16 protein-coding genes are annotated in these 18635 nt (G+C 69.2%); 7 read left to right on the top strand and 9 right to left on the bottom strand.

Going from position 1 to position 18635, the window contains the following annotated elements; genetic code table 11:
* The first annotated feature begins 116 nt into the window (after positions 1 to 116).
* Complete coding sequence (locus ACH4KB_RS06710; protein ID WP_398064270.1) at positions 117 to 1586, top strand: aldehyde dehydrogenase; 1470 nt, start codon at positions 117 to 119, stop codon at positions 1584 to 1586.
* On the top strand, positions 1586 to 1819 hold the full coding sequence (locus ACH4KB_RS06705) for a ferredoxin (protein WP_398064268.1): 234 nt from the start codon (positions 1586 to 1588) through the stop codon (positions 1817 to 1819). Before ACH4KB_RS06710 ends, ACH4KB_RS06705 begins: the two co-directional genes overlap by 1 nt.
* Before the next feature lie 26 nt (positions 1820 to 1845).
* Here ACH4KB_RS06705 and ACH4KB_RS06700 read toward each other — a convergent pair whose 3' ends face one another.
* From ACH4KB_RS06700 to ACH4KB_RS06685, 4 genes are read right to left on the bottom strand one after another with little or no spacing between them, the layout of a single operon-like run.
* On the bottom strand, positions 1846 to 2289 hold the full coding sequence (locus ACH4KB_RS06700) for a hypothetical protein (protein ID WP_398064266.1): 444 nt from the start codon (positions 2287 to 2289) through the stop codon (positions 1846 to 1848).
* A 34-nt stretch (positions 2290 to 2323) separates the two neighbouring features.
* Positions 2324 to 7057 (bottom strand): putative T7SS-secreted protein, encoded by a 4734-nt coding sequence (locus tag ACH4KB_RS06695; RefSeq protein ID WP_398064264.1) that lies wholly within the window; start codon positions 7055 to 7057, stop codon positions 2324 to 2326.
* On the bottom strand, positions 7057 to 7692 hold the full coding sequence (locus tag ACH4KB_RS06690) for a hypothetical protein (protein ID WP_398064262.1): 636 nt from the start codon (positions 7690 to 7692) through the stop codon (positions 7057 to 7059). Before ACH4KB_RS06690 ends, ACH4KB_RS06695 begins: the two co-directional genes overlap by 1 nt.
* The gene (locus ACH4KB_RS06685) at positions 7689 to 8180 is read right to left on the bottom strand and encodes an SseB family protein (RefSeq protein ID WP_398064260.1); all 492 of its coding nucleotides are present in this window, start codon (positions 8178 to 8180) and stop codon (positions 7689 to 7691) included. The genes ACH4KB_RS06690 and ACH4KB_RS06685 overlap by 4 nt, the downstream gene beginning before the upstream one ends.
* Positions 8181 to 8258: 78 nt before the next feature.
* On the opposite strand from ACH4KB_RS06685, the gene ACH4KB_RS06680 reads away from it, so the two are divergent.
* Positions 8259 to 8483 carry a hypothetical protein gene (locus ACH4KB_RS06680; RefSeq protein WP_398064258.1) on the top strand — a complete coding sequence of 75 codons (225 nt, stop codon included), beginning with the start codon at positions 8259 to 8261 and terminating at the stop codon, positions 8481 to 8483.
* Between the two features lie 60 nt (positions 8484 to 8543).
* Here the strand turns inward: ACH4KB_RS06680 and ACH4KB_RS06675 are convergent, their stop codons facing one another.
* Genes ACH4KB_RS06675 through ACH4KB_RS06660 form a run of 4 tightly spaced genes read right to left on the bottom strand, consistent with a single transcriptional unit; the run spans position 8544 to position 14002 of the window.
* Positions 8544 to 9821, bottom strand: a complete 1278-nt coding sequence (locus ACH4KB_RS06675) for an MFS transporter (RefSeq protein ID WP_398064256.1) — start codon at positions 9819 to 9821, stop codon at positions 8544 to 8546.
* Complete coding sequence (locus tag ACH4KB_RS06670; protein WP_398064254.1) at positions 9811 to 11625, bottom strand: condensation domain-containing protein; 1815 nt, start codon at positions 11623 to 11625, stop codon at positions 9811 to 9813. The genes ACH4KB_RS06675 and ACH4KB_RS06670 overlap by 11 nt, the downstream gene beginning before the upstream one ends.
* The gene (locus tag ACH4KB_RS06665; protein ID WP_398064251.1) at positions 11622 to 12932 is read right to left on the bottom strand and encodes a DUF6271 family protein; all 1311 of its coding nucleotides are present in this window, start codon (positions 12930 to 12932) and stop codon (positions 11622 to 11624) included. Before ACH4KB_RS06665 ends, ACH4KB_RS06670 begins: the two co-directional genes overlap by 4 nt.
* Positions 12914 to 14002, bottom strand: coding sequence for a phytanoyl-CoA dioxygenase family protein (locus ACH4KB_RS06660; protein WP_398064249.1), 1089 nt, complete (start codon positions 14000 to 14002; stop codon positions 12914 to 12916). The genes ACH4KB_RS06665 and ACH4KB_RS06660 overlap by 19 nt, the downstream gene beginning before the upstream one ends.
* Positions 14003 to 14431: 429 nt before the next feature.
* On the opposite strand from ACH4KB_RS06660, the gene ACH4KB_RS06655 reads away from it, so the two are divergent.
* The 3 genes from ACH4KB_RS06655 to ACH4KB_RS06645 all read left to right on the top strand — a co-directional run bounded on the left by ACH4KB_RS06655 (position 14432) and on the right by ACH4KB_RS06645 (position 16453).
* Positions 14432 to 15289 carry a hypothetical protein gene (locus ACH4KB_RS06655; RefSeq protein WP_398064247.1) on the top strand — a complete coding sequence of 286 codons (858 nt, stop codon included), beginning with the start codon at positions 14432 to 14434 and terminating at the stop codon, positions 15287 to 15289.
* 125 nt (positions 15290 to 15414) lie between these two features.
* Positions 15415 to 15666, top strand: a complete 252-nt coding sequence (locus ACH4KB_RS06650) for an acyl carrier protein (protein WP_398064244.1) — start codon at positions 15415 to 15417, stop codon at positions 15664 to 15666.
* A 10-nt stretch (positions 15667 to 15676) separates the two neighbouring features.
* A complete protein-coding gene (locus ACH4KB_RS06645) occupies positions 15677 to 16453 on the top strand; it encodes a 4'-phosphopantetheinyl transferase family protein (protein WP_398064242.1) in 777 nt (258 codons plus the stop codon).
* On the opposite strand, the gene ACH4KB_RS06640 is transcribed toward ACH4KB_RS06645, so the two are convergent.
* Positions 16419 to 17030: a TetR family transcriptional regulator gene (locus ACH4KB_RS06640; protein ID WP_398064674.1), complete on the bottom strand. Its 612-nt coding sequence runs from the start codon at positions 17028 to 17030 to the stop codon at positions 16419 to 16421. The two genes, ACH4KB_RS06645 and ACH4KB_RS06640, sit on opposite strands and share 35 nt — an antisense overlap.
* Before the next feature lie 267 nt (positions 17031 to 17297).
* Here ACH4KB_RS06640 and ACH4KB_RS06635 point away from each other — a divergent pair, with 267 nt between their 5' ends.
* Complete coding sequence (locus ACH4KB_RS06635; protein ID WP_398064240.1) at positions 17298 to 18611, top strand: glycosyltransferase family 4 protein; 1314 nt, start codon at positions 17298 to 17300, stop codon at positions 18609 to 18611.
* Positions 18612 to 18635: the final 24 nt, after the last annotated feature.

Here is an 18635-nt window from a genome sequence, read left to right as displayed (position 1 = left end):
TCCCAACTGTCCGACGGCTGGGGGCGGTCCGCGCCGTGGACTCCTGGGGCGGGAACTGGTATCAGTTCTGACGAACAGTCAGTTATGGGTGCACGGGTTCGCGGGAGGCGACGGCCATGACGGAACTTACGGAGCTTGTGGAACACGGACAGCTGTTCATCGGCGGGGAGTTCACCGATCCGCTCGGCACCGAGGTCATCGAGGTGATCTCCCCGCACACCGAACAGGTCATCGGCCGAGTGCCGCACGCCTCCGAGGGCGATGTGGACCGGGCGGTCGCCGCCGCCCGCCGCGCCTTCGACGAGGGCCCCTGGCCGAGGATGGGCCTGGACGAGCGGATCGCGGTGATCACCCGGATCAAGGACGCCTTCGCCGTACGCCACGAGGAGTTCGCGCGCCTGATCAGCGCCCAGAACGGCACCCCGTACAGCGCGAGCGTCATGGTGCAGGCGCTGGCCGCGATGATGGTCTGGGACTCGGCGCTCACGGTGGCGCGCGACTTCCCGTACGAGGAACGACGCGACGGCGTCCTCGGCCCCCTCCTGGTCCGCCGCGAACCGGTCGGTGTGGTCGCCGCGGTCGTCCCGTGGAACGTCCCGCAGTTCACGGCCGCCGCCAAGCTGGCCCCGGCCCTGCTGGCGGGCTGCACGGCGGTCCTGAAGGTCTCACCGGAAACGCCCCTGGACGCCTACCTCCTGGCGGAGATCGCGGCGGAGGCGGGGCTGCCGCCCGGGGTCCTCTCCATCCTCCCGGCCGACCGGGAGGTCAGCGAATACCTGGTGGGCCACCGGGACGTGGACAAGGTCTCCTTCACCGGCTCGGTGGCGGCCGGCCGCCGCGTGATGGAGGTGGCCTCCCGCAACCTGACCCGCGTCACCCTGGAGCTGGGCGGCAAGTCGGCGGCCGTCATCCTCCCCGACGCCGACCTGGAGGCGGCGGTGGCGGGCATCGTCCCCTTCGCCTGGATGATCAACGGCCAGGCCTGCGTGGCCCAGACGCGCATCCTGGCCCCGAACTCCCGCTACGACGAGATGGCGGAAGCCTTCGCGGCGGCGGCCGGAGCCCTGCGCGTGGGCGACCCCCTCGACCCCACGACCGAACTGGGCCCGCTGGTGGCCCGACGCCAGCGACAACGCTCCCTCGACTACATCCGGTTGGGCCAGGAGGAGGGCGCCAAGATCCTCACCGGCGGCAACCGCCCCCCTTCCCAGGAGCGAGGCTGGTACGTCGAACCCACCCTCTTCGGCTCGGTCGACAACTCCATGCGCATCGCCCGCGAGGAGATCTTCGGCCCGGTGATCTGCCTCATCCCGTACGAGGACGAGGCCGAGGCCGTCCGCATCGCCGACGACTCCCCGTACGGCCTCAGCGGCAGCGTCTGGACGGCCGACACGGAACGCGGCATCGACGTGGCCCGCCGGGTCCGCACGGGCACGTACAGCGTGAACACCTTCAGCCTCGACATGCTCGGCCCCTTCGGCGGCTACAAGAACTCCGGGCTGGGCCGCGAGTTCGGCCCCGAGGGCTACGGCGAGTTCTTCGAGCACAAGATGATCCACCTGCCCGCCGGCTACCGGGAGGCGTGATGGGCGACCGCTGGCACGTGGAGGTCGACCGCTCGGTCTGCATCGGCTCGGGCATGTGCGTCAACCACGCGGGGGACGCCTTCCACCTGGACTCGGCCCGCCAGTCCCACCCGACCGAGGAGGACCGGGACGCGGGCGAGGAGATCCTCGCGGCGGCGGAGGGCTGCCCGGTGGAGGCGATCACGCTGACGCTGGCGGGGTCGGGGGAGGTGGTTTTTCCGCCGGAGGAGTGAGGGGCGACCGGCCCGGGGGGCCGGGCTCAGCCGAGCGAACGCACAATGATCCAGTACTGATCCTCTTCCTCCGCGACCGCACACAGATGCATTCCATCGGCGGACAGTGCCACGAACTCGGGGGAGCCGGTTGCCGCGGCGACACGCGACGGCAGGCTGGAACCCGCAGCCTCTTTTACGGGGAGCCATCCGACGGCAGACCCCCCGCTTCCTGGCGGCACAATGAAGAACTCGCCGGAACCTGCTTCGGTCAGTGTCGGCCGTCCCATTTCCTGCCACTGGCGATCGAGCTCCCCCAGAGAGCCATCGCCCGTTGCCCTGGTGAATGCTGTCGGCTCAACATCTACGCCCGCGACCATTTGAATTGCCTTCGCCATAGACGGTGCCGCAGTCGGGACCTCCGTGTCCGTGAGTTCCAGTCCGCAGGCCTGCAATAGCCTACTGAATTTCTGATCTTCGATATTGGGCACTTTGATCGCTCCGTCCGGCAATAGGTTATGCTGTTTAGCCTTCTTCGTAGAAGAAGTGATGATCCCCTCCGGGCTTATTTATCTTCCCATACCGCTCCATATTCTCAGGGTAGCCGAAAGACCCGTCCCCGCGCTGTACTCTTGCGTTGTCCCAGCCGAAATTGACCAGACTTCGACTGTCGTCAATTTTTGGCTTTCCCGCATGGAAGTGAGGCCCGGCTGGATCGGCGACATGCTCAACTACCACACGGGACCCCTGAGGTGTCTCGAATTGTCGAAAGTTGCCCCAATGTGACATGTCTTTGGAATATACATAACCGGGGGCATACTTCAAATTTTTGTCCCCGGTGACGGTCCATTCGGCGACAGGGGCTTCTCCGTAAGGTACGCCGGCCGCTTCGAAGGCCGCCTCTTCTGCCTCGCCTCGTGTTTTGAACGGGTTGCTTCTTTCCCCTCTGGGGGGACAGGGGCCCAATCCGAACGGATCTGTCCAGGTGTGTGGATTGGACACATAGGCGACCGGATTGGGGGAGGGGGCGAGGCCTAGTGGATCACTCGTGAGATAGCGGGCGGTTTCCGGATCGTAGTGGCGGAAATAATTATAGTGAAGAGCGGTTTCTGGATCGAAGTACTGGCCGGGAAAACGGAAGGGGATGTAGGTCGTGCCGTCCGCGGCCCACGCTGTCTCTCCCCAAAGGGTTCTACGGGCACGCCAGGCGATATCGCCGGTTTCGTCAATTGCCTCCGTCGGGGTTCCGGTGACGTCATTGACAATTACGAAAAATCGTTCGTCAATTACCTCCTGCGGTATGTCTGCTGAGAGTACTCGCTCCGTTTGGGTGAGCGGGCGAAAACCTTCGTGATCCCAAGTCAGGGACACGGGGTTGGGCAGGTCTTCGGCGCGAGTAACCTGTTCACATAGATTGCTGCCATCCCAGGTGAAAGACGTGTTTTCGATTACCGTCTTACCGTCTGCTGCCAGTCGGCGCTTGGAAATGCGACGACCGAGGGGATCGTATAGGTAACGCCAGATCGTGCCGTCCGGGGTGGTCGCGGCGGTGAGTCGATCTTCCGAGTCCCATGTGTAGCGCCATGTCTCCGGCGGGCGGGATAGATGGGTTTTTCGGCGTACAACGATACGGTTCTGGGCGTCGTGCTCGTAACGCACGCGGCCCGCCTTTTCTATGCGTGTTCCGCTGTAAGTGCGTTCTCCTGTGGCGTCGCGGCCGGGGTGGCGGTGAGGCCAAGACGCGTATGTCTGATTGCCCGTCTCGTCGTAGGCGTAGCTCTCGGACCAACTCCTACCGCCAACTCTGGTGACGCGGCCATTTGCGTCGAGTCCGAACTGTAGCTCGCCGTCGGTGGAGTCATGGATTGCAGTGAGATTTCCGTCCGCACTATAGGCGTAGGAGCGACTGCGCAGAGCATTATCCGACGTCCCCACGTGTTGGCGTACGACATGGCCTAGTGCATCAAATTCCTGGTCGATTATGACCGTCTCGCCGAACCGTTGCTGCGTCCGCTGTCCGGCGGCGTCCCGTGTGAGAACCATCTCGCGACCGGAGGTGATAATTCTGCTCCGGTACCCGATGAGGTCGTATTCCCAGGTACTCACCACTCCTGACGGGCTCGTGCGTGTGCTACGTCGCCCCAATTTGTCGTGTTCGAAATTGAGAGTTCGCCCATTCACTGTCTCCGATTTGAGTCGGCCGAATCGGTCGCGCAAACGGGTCAGTGTGGCGTCGGGTCCGACCGCGTGAGCAAGTTGATCGAAGATGTCGTAATCAAATGTCGTGACAGCGCCGTCTGCATTTTTGCGGACAACTTGTCCCATGACGTTATGTTCATAGTAGATTTTCTGGCCGAGGCCATTGCTGCGAAAGGCAAGCCTTCCCGCACTGTCGTGGCCATAGGTGAGAGTTCGGCCGTCGAAGTCTACTTCCCTGATCAGACGCCCGGTGGCGTCATATTCGTAACTCCATTTCAGGCCTTGGGGGTTGATCACGCCTGTCAGTTGGAGGTTGCTGTCGTGTGTGTACTGATGACGCATTCCATCAGGGCCGGTACTGGCTGTGAGCAAGTCGAAGGCGCCGTACTCGTAGCGGCTGGTCCTGGCCATCGCGTCGGTGTAAGACAGGCAATTCCCTTCACCGTCGTGGGTCCAGGACTCCTCGACTTCATCAGGCCCGACCCGAAGGGCGAGTTGGCCTTCTATCGTCCACCGTCGATAACTCGTTCTCCCGAGTGGGTCAATGACCACCACCGGCCGGCCGAATGGGTCGCGCTTACACCGTGTCGTGGCGCCGAGAGGGTTGGTGATCTCCAGCGGCAGCCCTGCCGCGTTATTGCGTACAACCGTGGTTCGGCCGAGCGCATCGGTAGCTGAGATGAGCTGGCCGGCTCCATCGTAAGCGAAGAGCGTGGTGGAGTTCGGTCCGTCCGTGACGGACGTGAGATTTCCTCGCTGGTCATAACTCTGGCGAAGCACGGTTCCGTCCGCGCCAGTCACCTTTACTGGCAAGCCGAGTTCATTGTATTCGGTGGTGGACCGCCTGCTGTCCGGGCGGACTACGGCAATAGGTCGGCCAAGCCGGTCGTACTCGAAGCGGTGGACATGACCCAACGGATCGGTACGTGCAAGCAGTCGGTGGTAGCGGTCGTACGCGAATCGGGTCACCGCTCCGAGGGCGTCGATCTCGGTCACTACCTGGGCTCGTTCGTTGATCACGTAGCGCTTGGTGTGACCGAGACTGTCGGTCATGGACGTCATGCGCAGACCCGTTTCGGGGTCGGTGTTGTCCCAGGTGAAACTGGCCTTAAGGTGGCCGTCCGTGCCGGACTGGTAGACGCAGCGGTCGAGATCGTCGTAGACGTACTCGTAGCGGCGGTCGTTGGTGTCCGTCCAGGCGGTGATGCGGCCGAGGTCGTCGCAGTCGAAGCGCAGGGGGCGACCAGAAGAATTGGTCACGGATGTGAGGTGGCCATCGGTATAGCCGTAACGCCGGATTTCCTGGTCGGTTCCGTCCGGTGCTGCCCCAGCCAAGTGCAGAGCGGTGACCCGCCCTCCGAGCGTAGTGAGCTTCAGGTGGTAGCCGCCATGGTGGACTATCGAGGTCGGCGTGCCCAGCTCGTCGTACTCGAAGGCGATCCAGCGACCGTTGCGGTCGTCGATCTGGGCCAGCAGAGCCAGTTCGGGGTTCTGGTCGGCGAAGTGCAGAACGTGGCCGGATTGCGGGTCCGTGATGGTGTAGCCGTCGGCCACCCGGTCAAGAGGCCATCGCCGTCCGTGTGTGGGCATGACGGGAACACCGGGCGCAGGGTGCGGATACGCCAGCAGGCTGCCCTGGTCACAGCTGAACACGACCCCCTGCTCGTCTATCTCCAGGCGCTGGTCGACTGTGCTCGACCAACTGGCGCCGAACCAGCGGCCACTTCGGTACGAGGAGTCGAACACGCGCGAGAAGATGAGAGGGAGAGACCCTGGGAGAGCGATGTCGGTCTGGGGAAGAAGCATGCGTCCGGTCGCTACATCGATCGGGTCATTGGCACACTTGACTTCACTGCACTGCTTCCCATTGGAGTCGGGTGCCTTCTCATGCCCTTCGCGCGCCGGCCCCGGCGGTTTCGGTGGCTCCTCGGGCCCGTCGCCCTTCCGTAGCCCCGCCCGCAGGCCGCCCTTCAGCGCTCCGGCTCCCTTCGTCCCGACTGCCTCCGGGAGCAGACGGCCGACGAATTCGGACGGGTCGCCCTTGGCCGCGTCCCATGCGTTCTCCAGGGCCCGGTCGGGGTTGGCGACCGTTCTGGTCAGGCCGGAGAGTGTCATGTTGACGCCCTTGTACATCTCCGCCGGGTGGGTCAGGTTGTAAGGGTCGATCGGGTTCGTCTGGCGGAGGAAGCCCACCAGGCCGCCCACGCCCTTGAGCACGCCCCCGCCGAAGTGGGCCAGCTCCACGCCCTGGGCGAGGCCGTGGTCGTACAGCTCGTTCTTGAGAAGGTCCGTTCCCGTCGGCTCCTTCGGGGCGTGTGCCATCGCCGCGTTGACCGCGCTCTCGGCCCGCCCGCCCGCCTCGTTGCGTATGCGGCGGGCGTCGTCCAGGTCCTTCTGAGCCTGCTTCCGTTTGGACACGCCCGGGTCGGAGAAGGTGCCCGGGTGGGGGAGGGGATCGTCGCCGGTGCGGGCCGCGTTGTAGGCATCGACCTTCTCGTTGAACGCCGAAGCCGCCTTCTCGGAGGCATGCGTGCCCTCCTTGTAGAGCGCGATCGCCGCACGTGCCTTGCTCTGGGCGCTCGTGACAGCCGACGCGTACGTCTCCAGCGCCTTCGCCGCGTCCTCGAACGCGTCCGCCGCACGCAGCCAGTCGGTGGGAAGCGTCGAGAACTTCGCCCGGAAGGCGTCCGCCGCCTCCCCGCGCCACTGACCGGCATCGAGCTTCTTCATCCCGCCGCCGACGAGATCGAAAGCCTTCTGGAAGTCACGGAGGTTCTTCACCGTCGCGGTGATCTTCTCCGGCTTTCCATGAATCAGCTCGTTGGCTTCCTCGCTCTGCCCCAGCTGCTTCTCCCCGACCTCCGCGCCCAGCGAGGACGCCGTCTCGTCACCCCAGTCCTCGACCTTGTCGGCCCACTCGTCCGCACCGACCTTGTCCAGCCCCGCGCCGACCTTGTCCGTCGCCGCGTCGACCCCCCTGCCCAGGAGTTCCTTGCCCTTGTCGAGACCCCGGACGGTCCCGTCGACGATGCCGTCGAACCCTCCTCGCCAGTCCACCATCAGCGGTCCTGCCCCCAGCGCGGCTCCTCGGCCTGAGCCACGGTCTCCTGTGACGGATCGAGGTGCTCCTCAGCCCATGCGTCGATTCCTTCACGCTGCGCCGCGTCGGCCCCCGAAGCGTCCAGCAGCGCGTCCCCGACGTCGTATCCGGTGTCCTTCCACTGCTGCTTCACCTCGCCGTGGGCCTCGGTGAACGAGTCCATGCTCCAGTCCGGGTCGTCCCAGGCGTGCTGGCTGCTGATCGAGTCCCAGCTCATGCCCTTGACCTCGTCCTCGGACAGGTAGGGGTTTCCGTTGGTGGAGTTCACCAGGATTTTGAGCGAGTCCTTCACGTACTGCTCCTGCTCGGCGAACGACCCCACCGACAGGCCCAACCCGGCAGCGAGACCGTTGCCCCGCTGGGACAGCGCCCGCACGCCCCACTCCCACCGGTTGCAGAACGTCTCGAACCTCGATGTCAGCCCGCCGTGCCCCAACTCAATTCCGGAGAGTGCGAGATCCGAGAAGCCGCGGCCCGCCGTCGCCTGCCCGGTCATGCCGAGTTCCTTCAACTCGGTGTGCGCCAGGTCGATGCCCTTCGCGATCTGTGCCAACGTCGCCGGCGGCACGTTCAGATCCGCGTTCTCCCCGCTCATCCCGTCTCCCCCAGATCGACTGCCACATGGGCGGGCACGATGCCCGCGACCGGCGGAAACAACACGCCGTCCGTGCTTCCGGCATCCAGCGCGACTCCCGCCGGACCCGGCAGCACCGGCACCATCACATCCAGCAGGCGCGCACCGAGAATTGTGCGGTACGTCCACTCCCGCCGGCTGTCGCCCTGTGCTTGCGCGAACCGCGCTAGCGCCTTCTCGTTCGAGAACGCGCAGATCCAGCGGACGCCGTTCTGGTCCGCCGTCCACAGACTCCCGTACGCGTCGAACGGAACGAGGACCGCCGTACGCCGGAACTCGCCGAGCAGAATCGCGAACTCGCGCCGGGCGGAGGACAGGGCCCCCGCCGACTCCGGTTCAGGTGCCGTCGGTGCGGCTTTCGCCGGGTCCTCCGATACGGTCCAGTCGGCCAGATCGGCGAGCCTGGACCGGCGGCCGGGCTCAGGTATGTCGTCCCCGTGGTCAGTCACGTACGGGATGCTGTCATGGCGCTTTGCTGAGCAGCAACGACGAAATGCGGCCAGACACGCCTCTGCGATGAGAGGCCGGTGACCGTGCCGTCCGCCCTTGGCCGGGACTACGCGAGGTCGCTGACGCTTCGGGGGCCTGTGGGCGCCTACTGCCTCCCCGAACCCGCCTCGGGCTCCGACGCCGCCTCCCCGTGCACCAAGGCCGACCGGCTGCTCGTCGCAGAGGCGCAGGTCCATCGGCTGGTCCTCGTCACCCGGAACGACTGGATCACGCCGTACGACGTACCGGCCGTGCGGGTCTGACCGGTACGTCCCGCCCGCCCCGCGAAGTCCGGCCGGTACGCCGCACCCAGGTGGAACGGGTCAGACCGCCGGTTCGGCCTCCGGCTTGCTCAGCGGGCTCTCCGGGGCCCTGCGCAGTGCCCGGATCGCCGGGACGCTGAGCATCACGGCCAGCAGGACGAACGACATGACGGACGAGAAGATCAGCACCTCGTTCGCGCCGAACGCGTCCGCCGCCGGGCCCGCCAGCGCGCGGCCGAGCGGGATGACCATGATCGAGCCGGCGACGTCGTACGCGGAGACGCGGCTCAGGACCGTCAGCGGGATGTGCGACTGGACGCTGGTCGCCCACATCACGCCCCAGAACGCGAAGCCGTAACCCGCGATCACGTGGGCGATCGCCGTTGCCGCGAAGGACCATTCGAGCGCCGGGGCCAGGGGGTTGAGCGCGAAGCAGAGCATGGCCAGGGCGCCGGCCACCAGCGGGCGTCTCGGGCGGACCCGCATGCCGATCAGGCCGCCGATGATCGTGCCGGCGCCGTCCGCCGAGGCGATCCAGCCGTATCCGCTCGCCCCGTGCTGCTCGATCATCAGCGCCGCGCCGAGCGGCAGCGCGGGGCCGAACACGAACAGGCCGTAGACGGACCAGACCGCGATGACGCCCCACAGCCACTGCCGGGACCGGAACTCCTGCCAGCCCGTCGCGAGCCTGCGCCACATCGGGGCGTCGCCCTCGTCGCGGACCGTGTGCAGCTTCCGCAGGGGCAGCAGGACGAGCGCGCTGAGCGCGTACGCCGCCGCGATGACCAGGTACGAGCCCGACACCTGCCAGTACGCGACGAGGATGCCCGCCAGGCCGGGGCCGAGCAGCGTGCTCAGGGCCTCGGATATGCGCAGCAGCGCGTTGGCCTTCTGGATGTCCTCCGCCACCCGGGGGACCATGCTCGCCATTCCGGGCTGGAACATCGCGGTCGCGGCCCCGCTGAGCGCCATCAGCGCCATGATCTGCCACAGCGGGACGCGGGCGGAGGAGAAGAGCAGCGCCGCCAGCGTGATCATGGCCAGCATCCGCACCAGGTCGGCGCAGATCATCATCAGCTGCGGGGTGAACCGGTCGGCCAGCACCCCGCCGAACAGCACCAGCAGGACGATCGGGGTCATCCACGCGGCCAGCGCGTAGCCGACGCCGGTCGCCCCGTGGCCCGCTCCCAGCACGGCCGTGGTGAGGGAGACCATGAGCATGCCGTCGGCCAGCAGTGACGCGCTGCGGGCCGTGAAGAACAGCCGGAACCGGCCCGACCGCCAGGGGCTGGGCAGGGATTTCCGCTTCTGCGGGAGGGTCGTGTCGTCAACGCTCATGTCGTACCTGCCGGCTTCTGCCGGTCCCTTCCTCGATGATCTGGAGCCGACGCCAGGCGTCGCTCCGCTCCGGCTCGGTGGGCGGGTTCTCGACGAGTACGTAGCGGTGGGGTGCCAGGACCCCCGAACCGGCGGCCGGGATGAGGGCGGTCAGTGCCCGGTGGACCCCCTCGGGAGTCAAGGAGGTGTCACCGCGGGCGATGTACGCCGTGAGGTGCGGTTCCGCACCGGCCGCCCCCTCCGCGGTACCGTCCGCCGGCCCGTCCGGTGCGAGCTCCTCGGCCACCAGCACCGGCAGTCCGCCCGCCGCCCGGCCGATGGTCTCGTGCACGGCGGCGGGCGAGACCCAGCAGCCGTCCACTCGGAGCCAGGTGGGCCCGCGTTCGGCGGGACGGACCCCCGTCACCTCGGCCAGCGTCTCCATCGGCACGTCCCCGGCGGCGGCCGCCTCCAGGAGCAGGACCAGCCCGGAGAGGAAACCCTCCGCCTCCTCGGGGGTGAAGAGCGAGGGGGCGGCCCACAGGGAGATGTGCAGCTGGGGCGCTGTCCGGTACGTGAAGGCGAGCAGCCGGGTCGGCAGCGTCTGGGGCGGCCCCCAGGCCAGCTCCTGCTCGGCGTCGTCGCGGTCCTGCGTGTCGGTGCCCAGGAGCGGCGCGGGCAGGGCGCTCACATCGTTGAACACCACGTCCCGGCCGAAGTGGCTGCCGCGCTCGGCGGTGACCCGGTCGATCATCTCCCACAGCCGTACGGAGTCGAACTGGCTGTGCCGGTAGGCGTCGAGCACCGCCCCCCAGGCCCGGGCGACCAGGGCGTCGAAGCCGGGCACCCGGACATCCAGGTGGAGCAGCGCGTCCTGGGAGGCGGTGGTCACCGAACGGGCGACCCGGGGATGGAACCGGTTGGCGCTCGGGACGGCGGTGACACAGCTGTCCTGGCCCGCCCGGTGGGCCACCAGGGCGCACCAGGCGGCCATCAGCACGGTGGCCTCGGGGTGCCCGGTGCGGCGGGCCGCCCCGGCGAGCGCCCGGGCGCCCCGGCGGGAGCGGAGCGTCAGCTGCCGGGCCTCCTCGTCCGTCCCCGGCCTCCTTCCGCGCGGCTCCGCGAACATCTCCTGCGGCCCGGTGCGGATGATCCGCTCCCAGTACCGCAGGGAGGCCTCGGACTTCCGCAGCCCGGCCGGGGACGCCTCCACGGAGGCCAGGTCGACCGGGGGCAGGGAAGTGAGCTCCGGCAGCTCCTTGCCCGCCAGCAGCTCGGCGAACTCCTCGCGCAGGATGGCCATCGCGCTGCCGTCCGCCACCGCGTGGCTGAACGCCAGCGCCAGGTGGACCGGCGCTCCGGCCACGGTGAGCAGGGTGATCCGCAGCGGGAACTCCCGCTCCAGGGCGAAACGCGCGGCCCGGGCGGCCCGCGCCACCGACTCCGCGTACCCCGCCGGATCAGCGGGGGGGTCGGCGTGGTCGACGACGGTCACCGTGAACGTGCCCCCCGCCGACACGACCTGGTCGACCGGTGCGGCCCCCGGCGGGTGCGGGAAGGTGGTGCGCAGCCCCTCGTGACGCCCGGCCAGGGCGCGCAGGGCGTCGGTGACGGCCTCCACGGTGGCGCCCTCGGGGACGGGCCATACATCGTGGATGTTGATGTGGGTGGGGTCGTCCCGCAGGATGCAGCGGATCATGTTGGCCTGGCCCATGGTGAGGGGGCCCCGGCGCTCGTCACCGCCCGCGTAGGCGACGGTGACCGTGGTCGTGGTGGTGTGCGGGGGGTTCGGGTGCATGGTGTCCTTGCCGGCAGCGGGGGTCATCGAGTCACGGCCAGGCCCGCTTCGGCGCTCGCACGAGTCAACGCCTCCCAGTGGTCCATCAGGAGCGCGAAGTCGGCCATGTCGTCGCGGGCCTCGTCCAGGAGCCGGGAGCGGCGTTCGACGAGGACGTCGGCGACCGTCTTGTAGCGGTCGCCGAGCCGCCGGTAGGCGTCGTCGAGGACGTCGAGGCGGAGGGCGCCCGCCGCCCGGTCCAGGCCGGTGCTGTCCCGGACGAACCCGGCGACCTCCGAGGCCCGGATGTGGCCGTCGGCGTCGAGCAGGGTGTCACCCGCCGCCGCCGTCCTCGCGTACACGGCGTTGAGATACGCCTTGGACAGCAGGAACTTCACGAAGCGCACCTGGTACGCGAGGAACCCCTCGTCCGTACGCCGTTCCGCCGTATGGAAGTTGACGATGTGCCGGTTGTGCTGGACGCCGGGCATCCGGGCGTCGTGGAGGAGGTGGATCAGGAAGTAGTCGCTGCCGATGGTGTCGGTGGCGGGCGGCAGCGGGACTCGGCGGTAGACCTCGTGGTCGAGTGCGATGTTGCACATGTCCACGCGCATCGGGCTTACGGGGGCGAGCGTGGTGCGGTCGCCGTCGAACGCGGTGTCCCCGGCGCCCCGGAAGGACTCGTCGATCAGATGTCCGCGCCAGATCTCCGGGTATCCCTCGGGGATCGACAGGCCGATCAGTTCGCGGTACGTGTCCGGGTCGAGTTCGCGGATCTCCGCGACGTCCACCGACATCTCCCCCACGAAGGAGCCGCCGGCCATCGTCACCCGCCGGCTCCCGGCCCCCGGCGGCAGCTTGCTCCGGGTCGCCGACCCGCGTACGTCGTCGGCGCGTTGGCCCAGATAGGTGAGCTCCTCGTGGAGCGGGAAGACCGGTTCGCCGTCGAACTGCTGGTAGCGGCTGTCGGAGTCACGGCGGTGGACGGACGTGCAGCCGAGAGCCTGGGCGATGAGGAACGCCCGGTTGGTGCAGGCGCCGTAGGAGACGCGGGACGGCAGCATCAGTTCCAGCAGCCGGCCCGGCCGGGCTCCACCGGACCGGTCGATCACCGCGCGCAGGAAGTCCCGTTGCTCGTCCTCGTCGAGGTGGTGGACGGTCACACCGGGGGACGGGGGCAGCGCGGCGACCGCCCGCCGGTGCTCGGCGAGCACCGGCGCGGCGGAGGAGTCCAGGACCAGGAGGTGCACCTCGACACCGAACCGCCGTGCCCCGTACGCCGCTTCCTCGCCGACCGCCGCGATGGTGCCGGCGCAGGCCCGGTGGGTGGGCAGGGTCAGACAGACGCGGCGCACGAAGGCTCCCCGCTCCGCGCGGCGGGTGCCGTCTCCTCGACGGGGTCCTGCCACGAGGCGAGCCCCAGCAGTCGGCTGCCCAGGGGGTTCAGCTCGGCCGTGGGGTAGCGCTTGGCCTCGGGCAGCACCGGGTCGCCGACCAGGGTCCGGTTCCAGCGTGGGGTGCGCAGGTGGCGCCAGGACTCCACGCGGGACTTGCGCAACCGCTCGTGCTCCTCCAGCGCGGGCATCATCGACAGGTACTGCACGGCCCGCACCCCGCTCTCGGAGAGGTTGCGCGCCACGCCGTGGGCCAGCAGACCGTTCCAGATGAGCAGATCGCCCGGGCGCAGATCCGGTCGTACGACAGGGAGTTCGTCCCGGTCGATGGTGGGGCGCAGGGGGTCCCGGTCGCCGGGCTGTGCGGTCTTCCACGTGTCGAACTGCCGGAACAGCTCCGGACAGCACTGGAAGCCGCCGGTCTCCGGCCGGGTGTCGTTGAGCGCGATGATGCCCTGCACCCGCTGCGGCGGGACGGCGAGCGTGGTGTCGATGTCCCAGTGGAGCTCGATGTCGAAGCCCCGGTCCGTCGGCTCGATCAGGGCGCGGTCACGGTTGCCCCGGTTGGGCGGGTTGAGGTTGAGCCGGTCCAGGGTGACCCACAGCTCCTCGCAGTCCCATACGTCGACGAACGCGTCGTAGACCCGCTGTGACTGCCGGTTGTCCCACAGAAGCTGGTGGTGGTAGGCCTCCACGAAGCCGTAGATGTGGAGTTGCTGGTCCAGCTCGGACCGCAGCGGCCGGTCCTCGTACCAGCTCTCCGGCCGCTCCGGGTCCAGGCCCTGGAACTCCCACGTGAAGTCCAGCAGTTGACGCGCCACAGGGGCCGGGATCGCTTCCCGGACGATGACGTAGCCGTACGTCTGCCAGTGGGCGAAGTCCTCCTCGGAGAGCACCCGCAGCGGGCGTGACTTGTCGAGCTCCCGCAGGGCGGTCTGCGCGAGGTAGGCCTCGCCGTCCGCGCTGAAGTACGGGATGTCCGACGCCGCGCGGTGCAGGCGGGGCCGACGACGAGGGGCGGGGGTCGTCATGAGGTTGATGGCAGGTCCTTCTCCTCGGCCGGCCGTGCGGCGACCCCGGGGGAGCGGGGTCGCCGCGGACGGCGGGACGGATGGCAGTGCCGTGGCGGGAGGAGCCATGACCACGTCGATCAGCAGGATTGGTCCAGACCGCCCGAGCTGTCAAGTGGCATCCACATATGGGTATATGGGATGCCGTCCTGTACCCGTCGGCCACGGAATCGATACCTGTCGTTCGGTTTTGTTGGTCTAGACAACAGGTGCGTGACCGGCCTAATGTCCAAGGGCGCGGTCAGCTTCGTGACGAGTCGTCACCTCTACTTCTGTCCGCACTCCGGACAGTCGCGGACCTGTTCGCGACCGCCGACGCCACGGCGATGTGGTCCGTATGCCCGAGGGGCGTCCCCGATTGCCGGCCCACACCGAGAAAGATGCGGTTCCATGAACACATCCAGCATCACGGCCCTGCCGGACATCACGCTGAAGAGTCCCGGTGCGGGGCTGATCACGCTGGACCCGGTCCGCACCGCACTGCTGCGGGGCCTGGACGATCTGCTGACCGGCCTCGCCGCGCGGCTCGCCGCCCCCGAGGTGGTGGGGCCGCCCCTGCTGTCCGTCGAGGGGCTGGCACGGCTCGACTTCTTCCGCAACTTTCCCCATCTCGGGGTTTCCGCAGGGCGGTTCGGCCCGGAAGCGCTCGACGGTCTGGCCTCCGGCGGGTCGCCCCAGGACCTGCCGTTGCAGCCGACCGGCCATGTGCTGCCGTCCGCGACCTGCTACGGGCTGCTGCTCTCCCTGGAGGGCGAGGACGTCGGCGAGGACGGGCTGAGGCTCTCGGCGGTCGGCCGCTGCTTCCGCAACGAGACCCACTATGACGGCCTGCGCCGCCTGTGGGGGTTCCACATGCGCGAGGTGATCTACCTCGGCACCAAGGAAGGGGCCACCGAACACCAGGAACGTGGCGGGGAGTTCGTCCAGGAGGTGGCCGGACGGCTCGGCCTGACCCTGACCAGGGCGGCGGCCGACGACCCGTTCTACGACAACAGGGGTTCGCGGGCCCGCCTGATGGCACTGGACCCGGTGAAGTACGAGTACAGCGCCCCCGACGGCACGGCCATCGCCTCCGTCAACCGGCACCGCAACTTCTTCGGCGAGCGGCTGGGCATCCGGGCCGGCTCGCACGGTCCCGCGTACAGCTCCTGCGTCGCCTTCGGCATGGAGCGCTGGGTGCACGCGATGATCCTCGCGCACGGCACCGCCGAGCAGGCCCTGGAGCGGGTCCGCGCCGCCGGTTCCTGAACCGACCCTCAGCCCCGGCCGACCGGCCGTCATGCGAACAGAAGCGTCGTCAGCAGAAGCGCCGTCGGCAGAAGCGCCGTCAGCAGAAGTGCCGTCAACAGAAGCAAAGAGGAGCGATTTCTCCCATGGAACGTGTCGTAGCGTGGCTCAACGAGAAGAACCCCGGACTCGACGGCCCGATCGGCGTCGAGGAGGACCTCATCGAGGCCCGCCTCATCGACTCGATGGACTTCCTGGAGTTCATCGACCTCCTGGAGGAGATCTCGGGCAGCGGCATCGATCTCCAGGAGGTCACCATCGACGACTTCCGCACCCTCGCCCGCGTCAAGGAGCGCTTCCTCGCCGCCGGCGACCTGGCGGAGACGCCGGCCGGCTGAGCCCGGACCGGTGACCCCTCTTCCGCCGCCCCGTGAACAGGGCACGGCCACCGCGCCGCCGGCGGCCGCCGGCGCCTTCGCGCTGGTGGCCACCACCGCGGAGGTGCTGGCGCACCCGGAGCTCGACGAGCGCCTGCTCGCCCCGTGGGAGCGGCGGCGGCTCGCGGGGATCCGGGTGCCGGGCCGCCGCGACGACGTGGTCGCGGCCCGCCTGCTGCTGCGGCTGTGCGCCTCCCGGGCCACCGGGCTGTCGCCGGACGTGGTGGAGCCGGCCCAGCGCTGCCCCGGGTGCGGGAGGGACGGGCACGGCCGGCCGTATCTCCCGGACCACCCCGGCCTGGGGGCGAGCTTCAGCCATGCCGACGGACTCGCCGCGGCGGCGGTCGGACCCGGCCCGGTCGGTATCGACGTGGAACCCCTGACGCGCCGGCCGGGACCCCTGCCCGTACTGCGGCGGCTGCTGTCGGCGGACGCGGTGGACGCCGCCTGCGCCGAGCCGGACCCCGGCCCGGCGCTGCTGCGGCTGTGGGTCCGGCGGGAGGCGCTGTTCAAGGCCGGGTTCAAGGCCGGTGTCGGGGCCGGGCAGTTCGAGGCCCGGCAGTTCGAGGCCGGGCGGTTCGGGGCCGGGCGGTTCGGGGCCGGGCGGGACGACGCGCGGCTGGCCGAGTGGACGGACCACCGCCGTGCGGCCGTGGTGGCGCTCGCGGGCGTCGACGCGGCGGCGGCGGCCCGCCCCGCCGACGGGCCGCTTCTCAGCTCCGGCCCGGCTCCGCCGTCAGGTCGATGAGGCGGCAGACCGTCTCGATGTCGATCTTCACCTGGGCGATCGAGGCCCGGCCCGACAGCCAGGTGATCAGTGCCGAGTGCCAGGTGTGCTCGATGACCCGGACCGCGGAGAGCTGCTCCGGGGTCGGGTTCTCCAGGCCCATCGCGTCCAGGATGATCGCCGTGGTCAGCCGGGAGACGGTGTCCACCTCGGGGCTCACGCTGCGGTCCGCGAAGGTGAGGGCGCGGACCATGGCGTCCGCGAGGTGCGGTTCGCGTTGCAGCGCGCGGAAGGCGCGCATCAGCGTCTCGGCCACCCGCTGTGCCGCGTCGTCGCCGGCCGGCGGGCGTTTGCGGAGTGTGGTGTGCAGGTGCTGGAGCTGGTCCTGCATGGTCGCGACCAGCAGATGGATCTTGGACGGGAAGTAGCGGTAGAGGGTGCCCAGCGCGACTCCGGCGGCCTCGGCCACCTCCCGCATCTGCACTGCCTCGAACCCGCCCCGGCCGGCCAGCTGGGCGCTGGCGTGCAGGATGCGACGGCGACGGGCCTCCTGGCGCTCGGTCAGCGGAGGCGCTGCCGGTCTGGCGTCCGCGGTCATGCTGTCCCCGATCCACGATCCGTGATCCATGGCTTGATCCCGCACCCGGACGGACGAACGCGGTCCGGGCGGGCGCGCACAGCATGCCAGGGCGCCCGTCGTGGCGCGAATCACCTGATCCGCCGCTCACACCGACGCTACCTGCCGGTAGATTCGATGCACGGCGAACGATCAAGTAGGCGACTTGTTCTATCAAGTCTGAAACTTGTTCTAGATTAGCGCGACCGGTTACGCTCCGGCGAACACGCAGTCAGAAGGGGGCCGAGTGTGACCGCTGAGGCCATAGAGACAGGCCCCCGCACGGGCGACGGCAGCTCCACCGGGACCGGCGACCGGCCGTTGCGCATCGCACTCCTCACCTACAAGGGCAATCCGTTCTGCGGCGGCCAGGGCGTGTACGTCCGCCACCTCGGCCGGGAGCTCGCCCGCCTCGGCCACAGCGTCGAGGTGATCGGCGCGCAGCCCTACCCGGTGCTCGACGAGGGCGTTCCGCTCACCGAACTGCCCAGCCTCGACCTCTACCGCCAGCCCGACCCCTTCCGCACCCCGAAGCGCGGCGAGTACCGCGACTGGATCGACCTGGCCGAGGTCGCCACCATGTGGACCGGCGGCTTCCCCGAGCCGCTCACCTTCAGCCTCCGCGCCCGACGCCATCTGCTGGCCCGGCGTGGCGAGTTCGACGTCGTCCACGACAACCAGACCCTCGGCTACGGGCTCCTCGGCGACCTCGGGGCCCCGCTCGTGACGACGATCCACCACCCCATCACCGTGGACCGCAGGCTCGACCTGGCCGCCGCGACGAGCCGCCGCCGGCGTGCCTCCGTACGCCGCTGGTACGCCTTCACCCGGATGCAGAAGCGCGTCGCCCGCAAGCTGGACACCGTCCTCACCGTCTCCGGCTCCTCCCGTGGCGAGATCGTCGAGGACCTCGGCGTGCGCGCCGACCGGATCAGCGTCGTCCACATCGGGGCCGACACCGACCTGTGGTCCCCCGATCCCTCGGTCCCCGAGGTGCCCGGCCGCATCGTCACCACCTCCAGCGCCGACGTCCCGCTCAAAGGCCTCGTCCACCTCGTCGACGCGCTCGCCAAGCTCCGCACCGAGAACCCCGCCGCCCACCTCGTCGTCGTCGGCAAGCGCGCCGAGAACGGCCCGGTCGCCCGCGCGATCGAGCGGCACGGGCTCGCGGACGCCGTCCAGTTCGTCAAGGGCATCAGCGACGCCGAGCTGGTCGACCTCGTGCGCGGCGCCCAGGTCTCCTGCGTGCCCTCGCTGTACGAGGGGTTCTCGCTGCCCGCCGCCGAGGCCATGGCCACCGGCACCCCGCTCGTCGCGACCACCGGCGGCGCGATCCCCGAGGTCTCCGGCCGCGACGGGGAGACCTGCCTCGCGGTGGAGCCCGGCGACGCGGACGCGCTGGCCGGAGCACTGGCCCGACTGCTGGACAGCCCGGAGCTGCGCGCCCGGCTCGGCGCGGCCGGCCGCGAGCGGGTGCTGGCCAACTTCACCTGGGCCCGGGCGGCGGCCGGAACGGCCGAGCTGTACCGTCAGGCGATCACCGCCCGCGGAGTCCGCAGGTGACCGCGCGCCCCCGGGCGACCGCGG

The organism is Streptomyces sp. NPDC017520 (genome assembly GCF_044329855.1).
GTDB lineage: Bacteria > Actinomycetota > Actinomycetes > Streptomycetales > Streptomycetaceae > Streptomyces.
Note: the sequence above shows the minus strand (reverse complement) of the source record. Positions and strands in the feature narration are given on the sequence as shown.

What these genes read in the sequence shown, in the direction of transcription:
- ACH4KB_RS06710 (WP_398064270.1), top strand. Translation starts at nt 117, where the DNA reads ATGACGGAACTTACGGAGCTTGTGGAACACGGACAGCTGTTCATCGGC.
- ACH4KB_RS06705 (WP_398064268.1), top strand. Translation starts at nt 1,586, where the DNA reads ATGGGCGACCGCTGGCACGTGGAGGTCGACCGCTCGGTCTGCATCGGC.
- ACH4KB_RS06695 (WP_398064264.1), bottom strand. Translation starts at nt 7,057, where the DNA reads ATGGTGGACTGGCGAGGAGGGTTCGACGGCATCGTCGACGGGACCGTC.
- ACH4KB_RS06690 (WP_398064262.1), bottom strand. Translation starts at nt 7,692, where the DNA reads ATGAGCGGGGAGAACGCGGATCTGAACGTGCCGCCGGCGACGTTGGCA.
- ACH4KB_RS06675 (WP_398064256.1), bottom strand. Translation starts at nt 9,821, where the DNA reads ATGAGCGTTGACGACACGACCCTCCCGCAGAAGCGGAAATCCCTGCCC.
- ACH4KB_RS06670 (WP_398064254.1), bottom strand. Translation starts at nt 11,625, where the DNA reads ATGACCCCCGCTGCCGGCAAGGACACCATGCACCCGAACCCCCCGCAC.
- ACH4KB_RS06660 (WP_398064249.1), bottom strand. Translation starts at nt 14,002, where the DNA reads ATGACGACCCCCGCCCCTCGTCGTCGGCCCCGCCTGCACCGCGCGGCG.
- ACH4KB_RS06655 (WP_398064247.1), top strand. Translation starts at nt 14,432, where the DNA reads ATGAACACATCCAGCATCACGGCCCTGCCGGACATCACGCTGAAGAGT.
- ACH4KB_RS06650 (WP_398064244.1), top strand. Translation starts at nt 15,415, where the DNA reads ATGGAACGTGTCGTAGCGTGGCTCAACGAGAAGAACCCCGGACTCGAC.
- ACH4KB_RS06640 (WP_398064674.1), bottom strand. Translation starts at nt 17,030, where the DNA reads ATGACCGCGGACGCCAGACCGGCAGCGCCTCCGCTGACCGAGCGCCAG.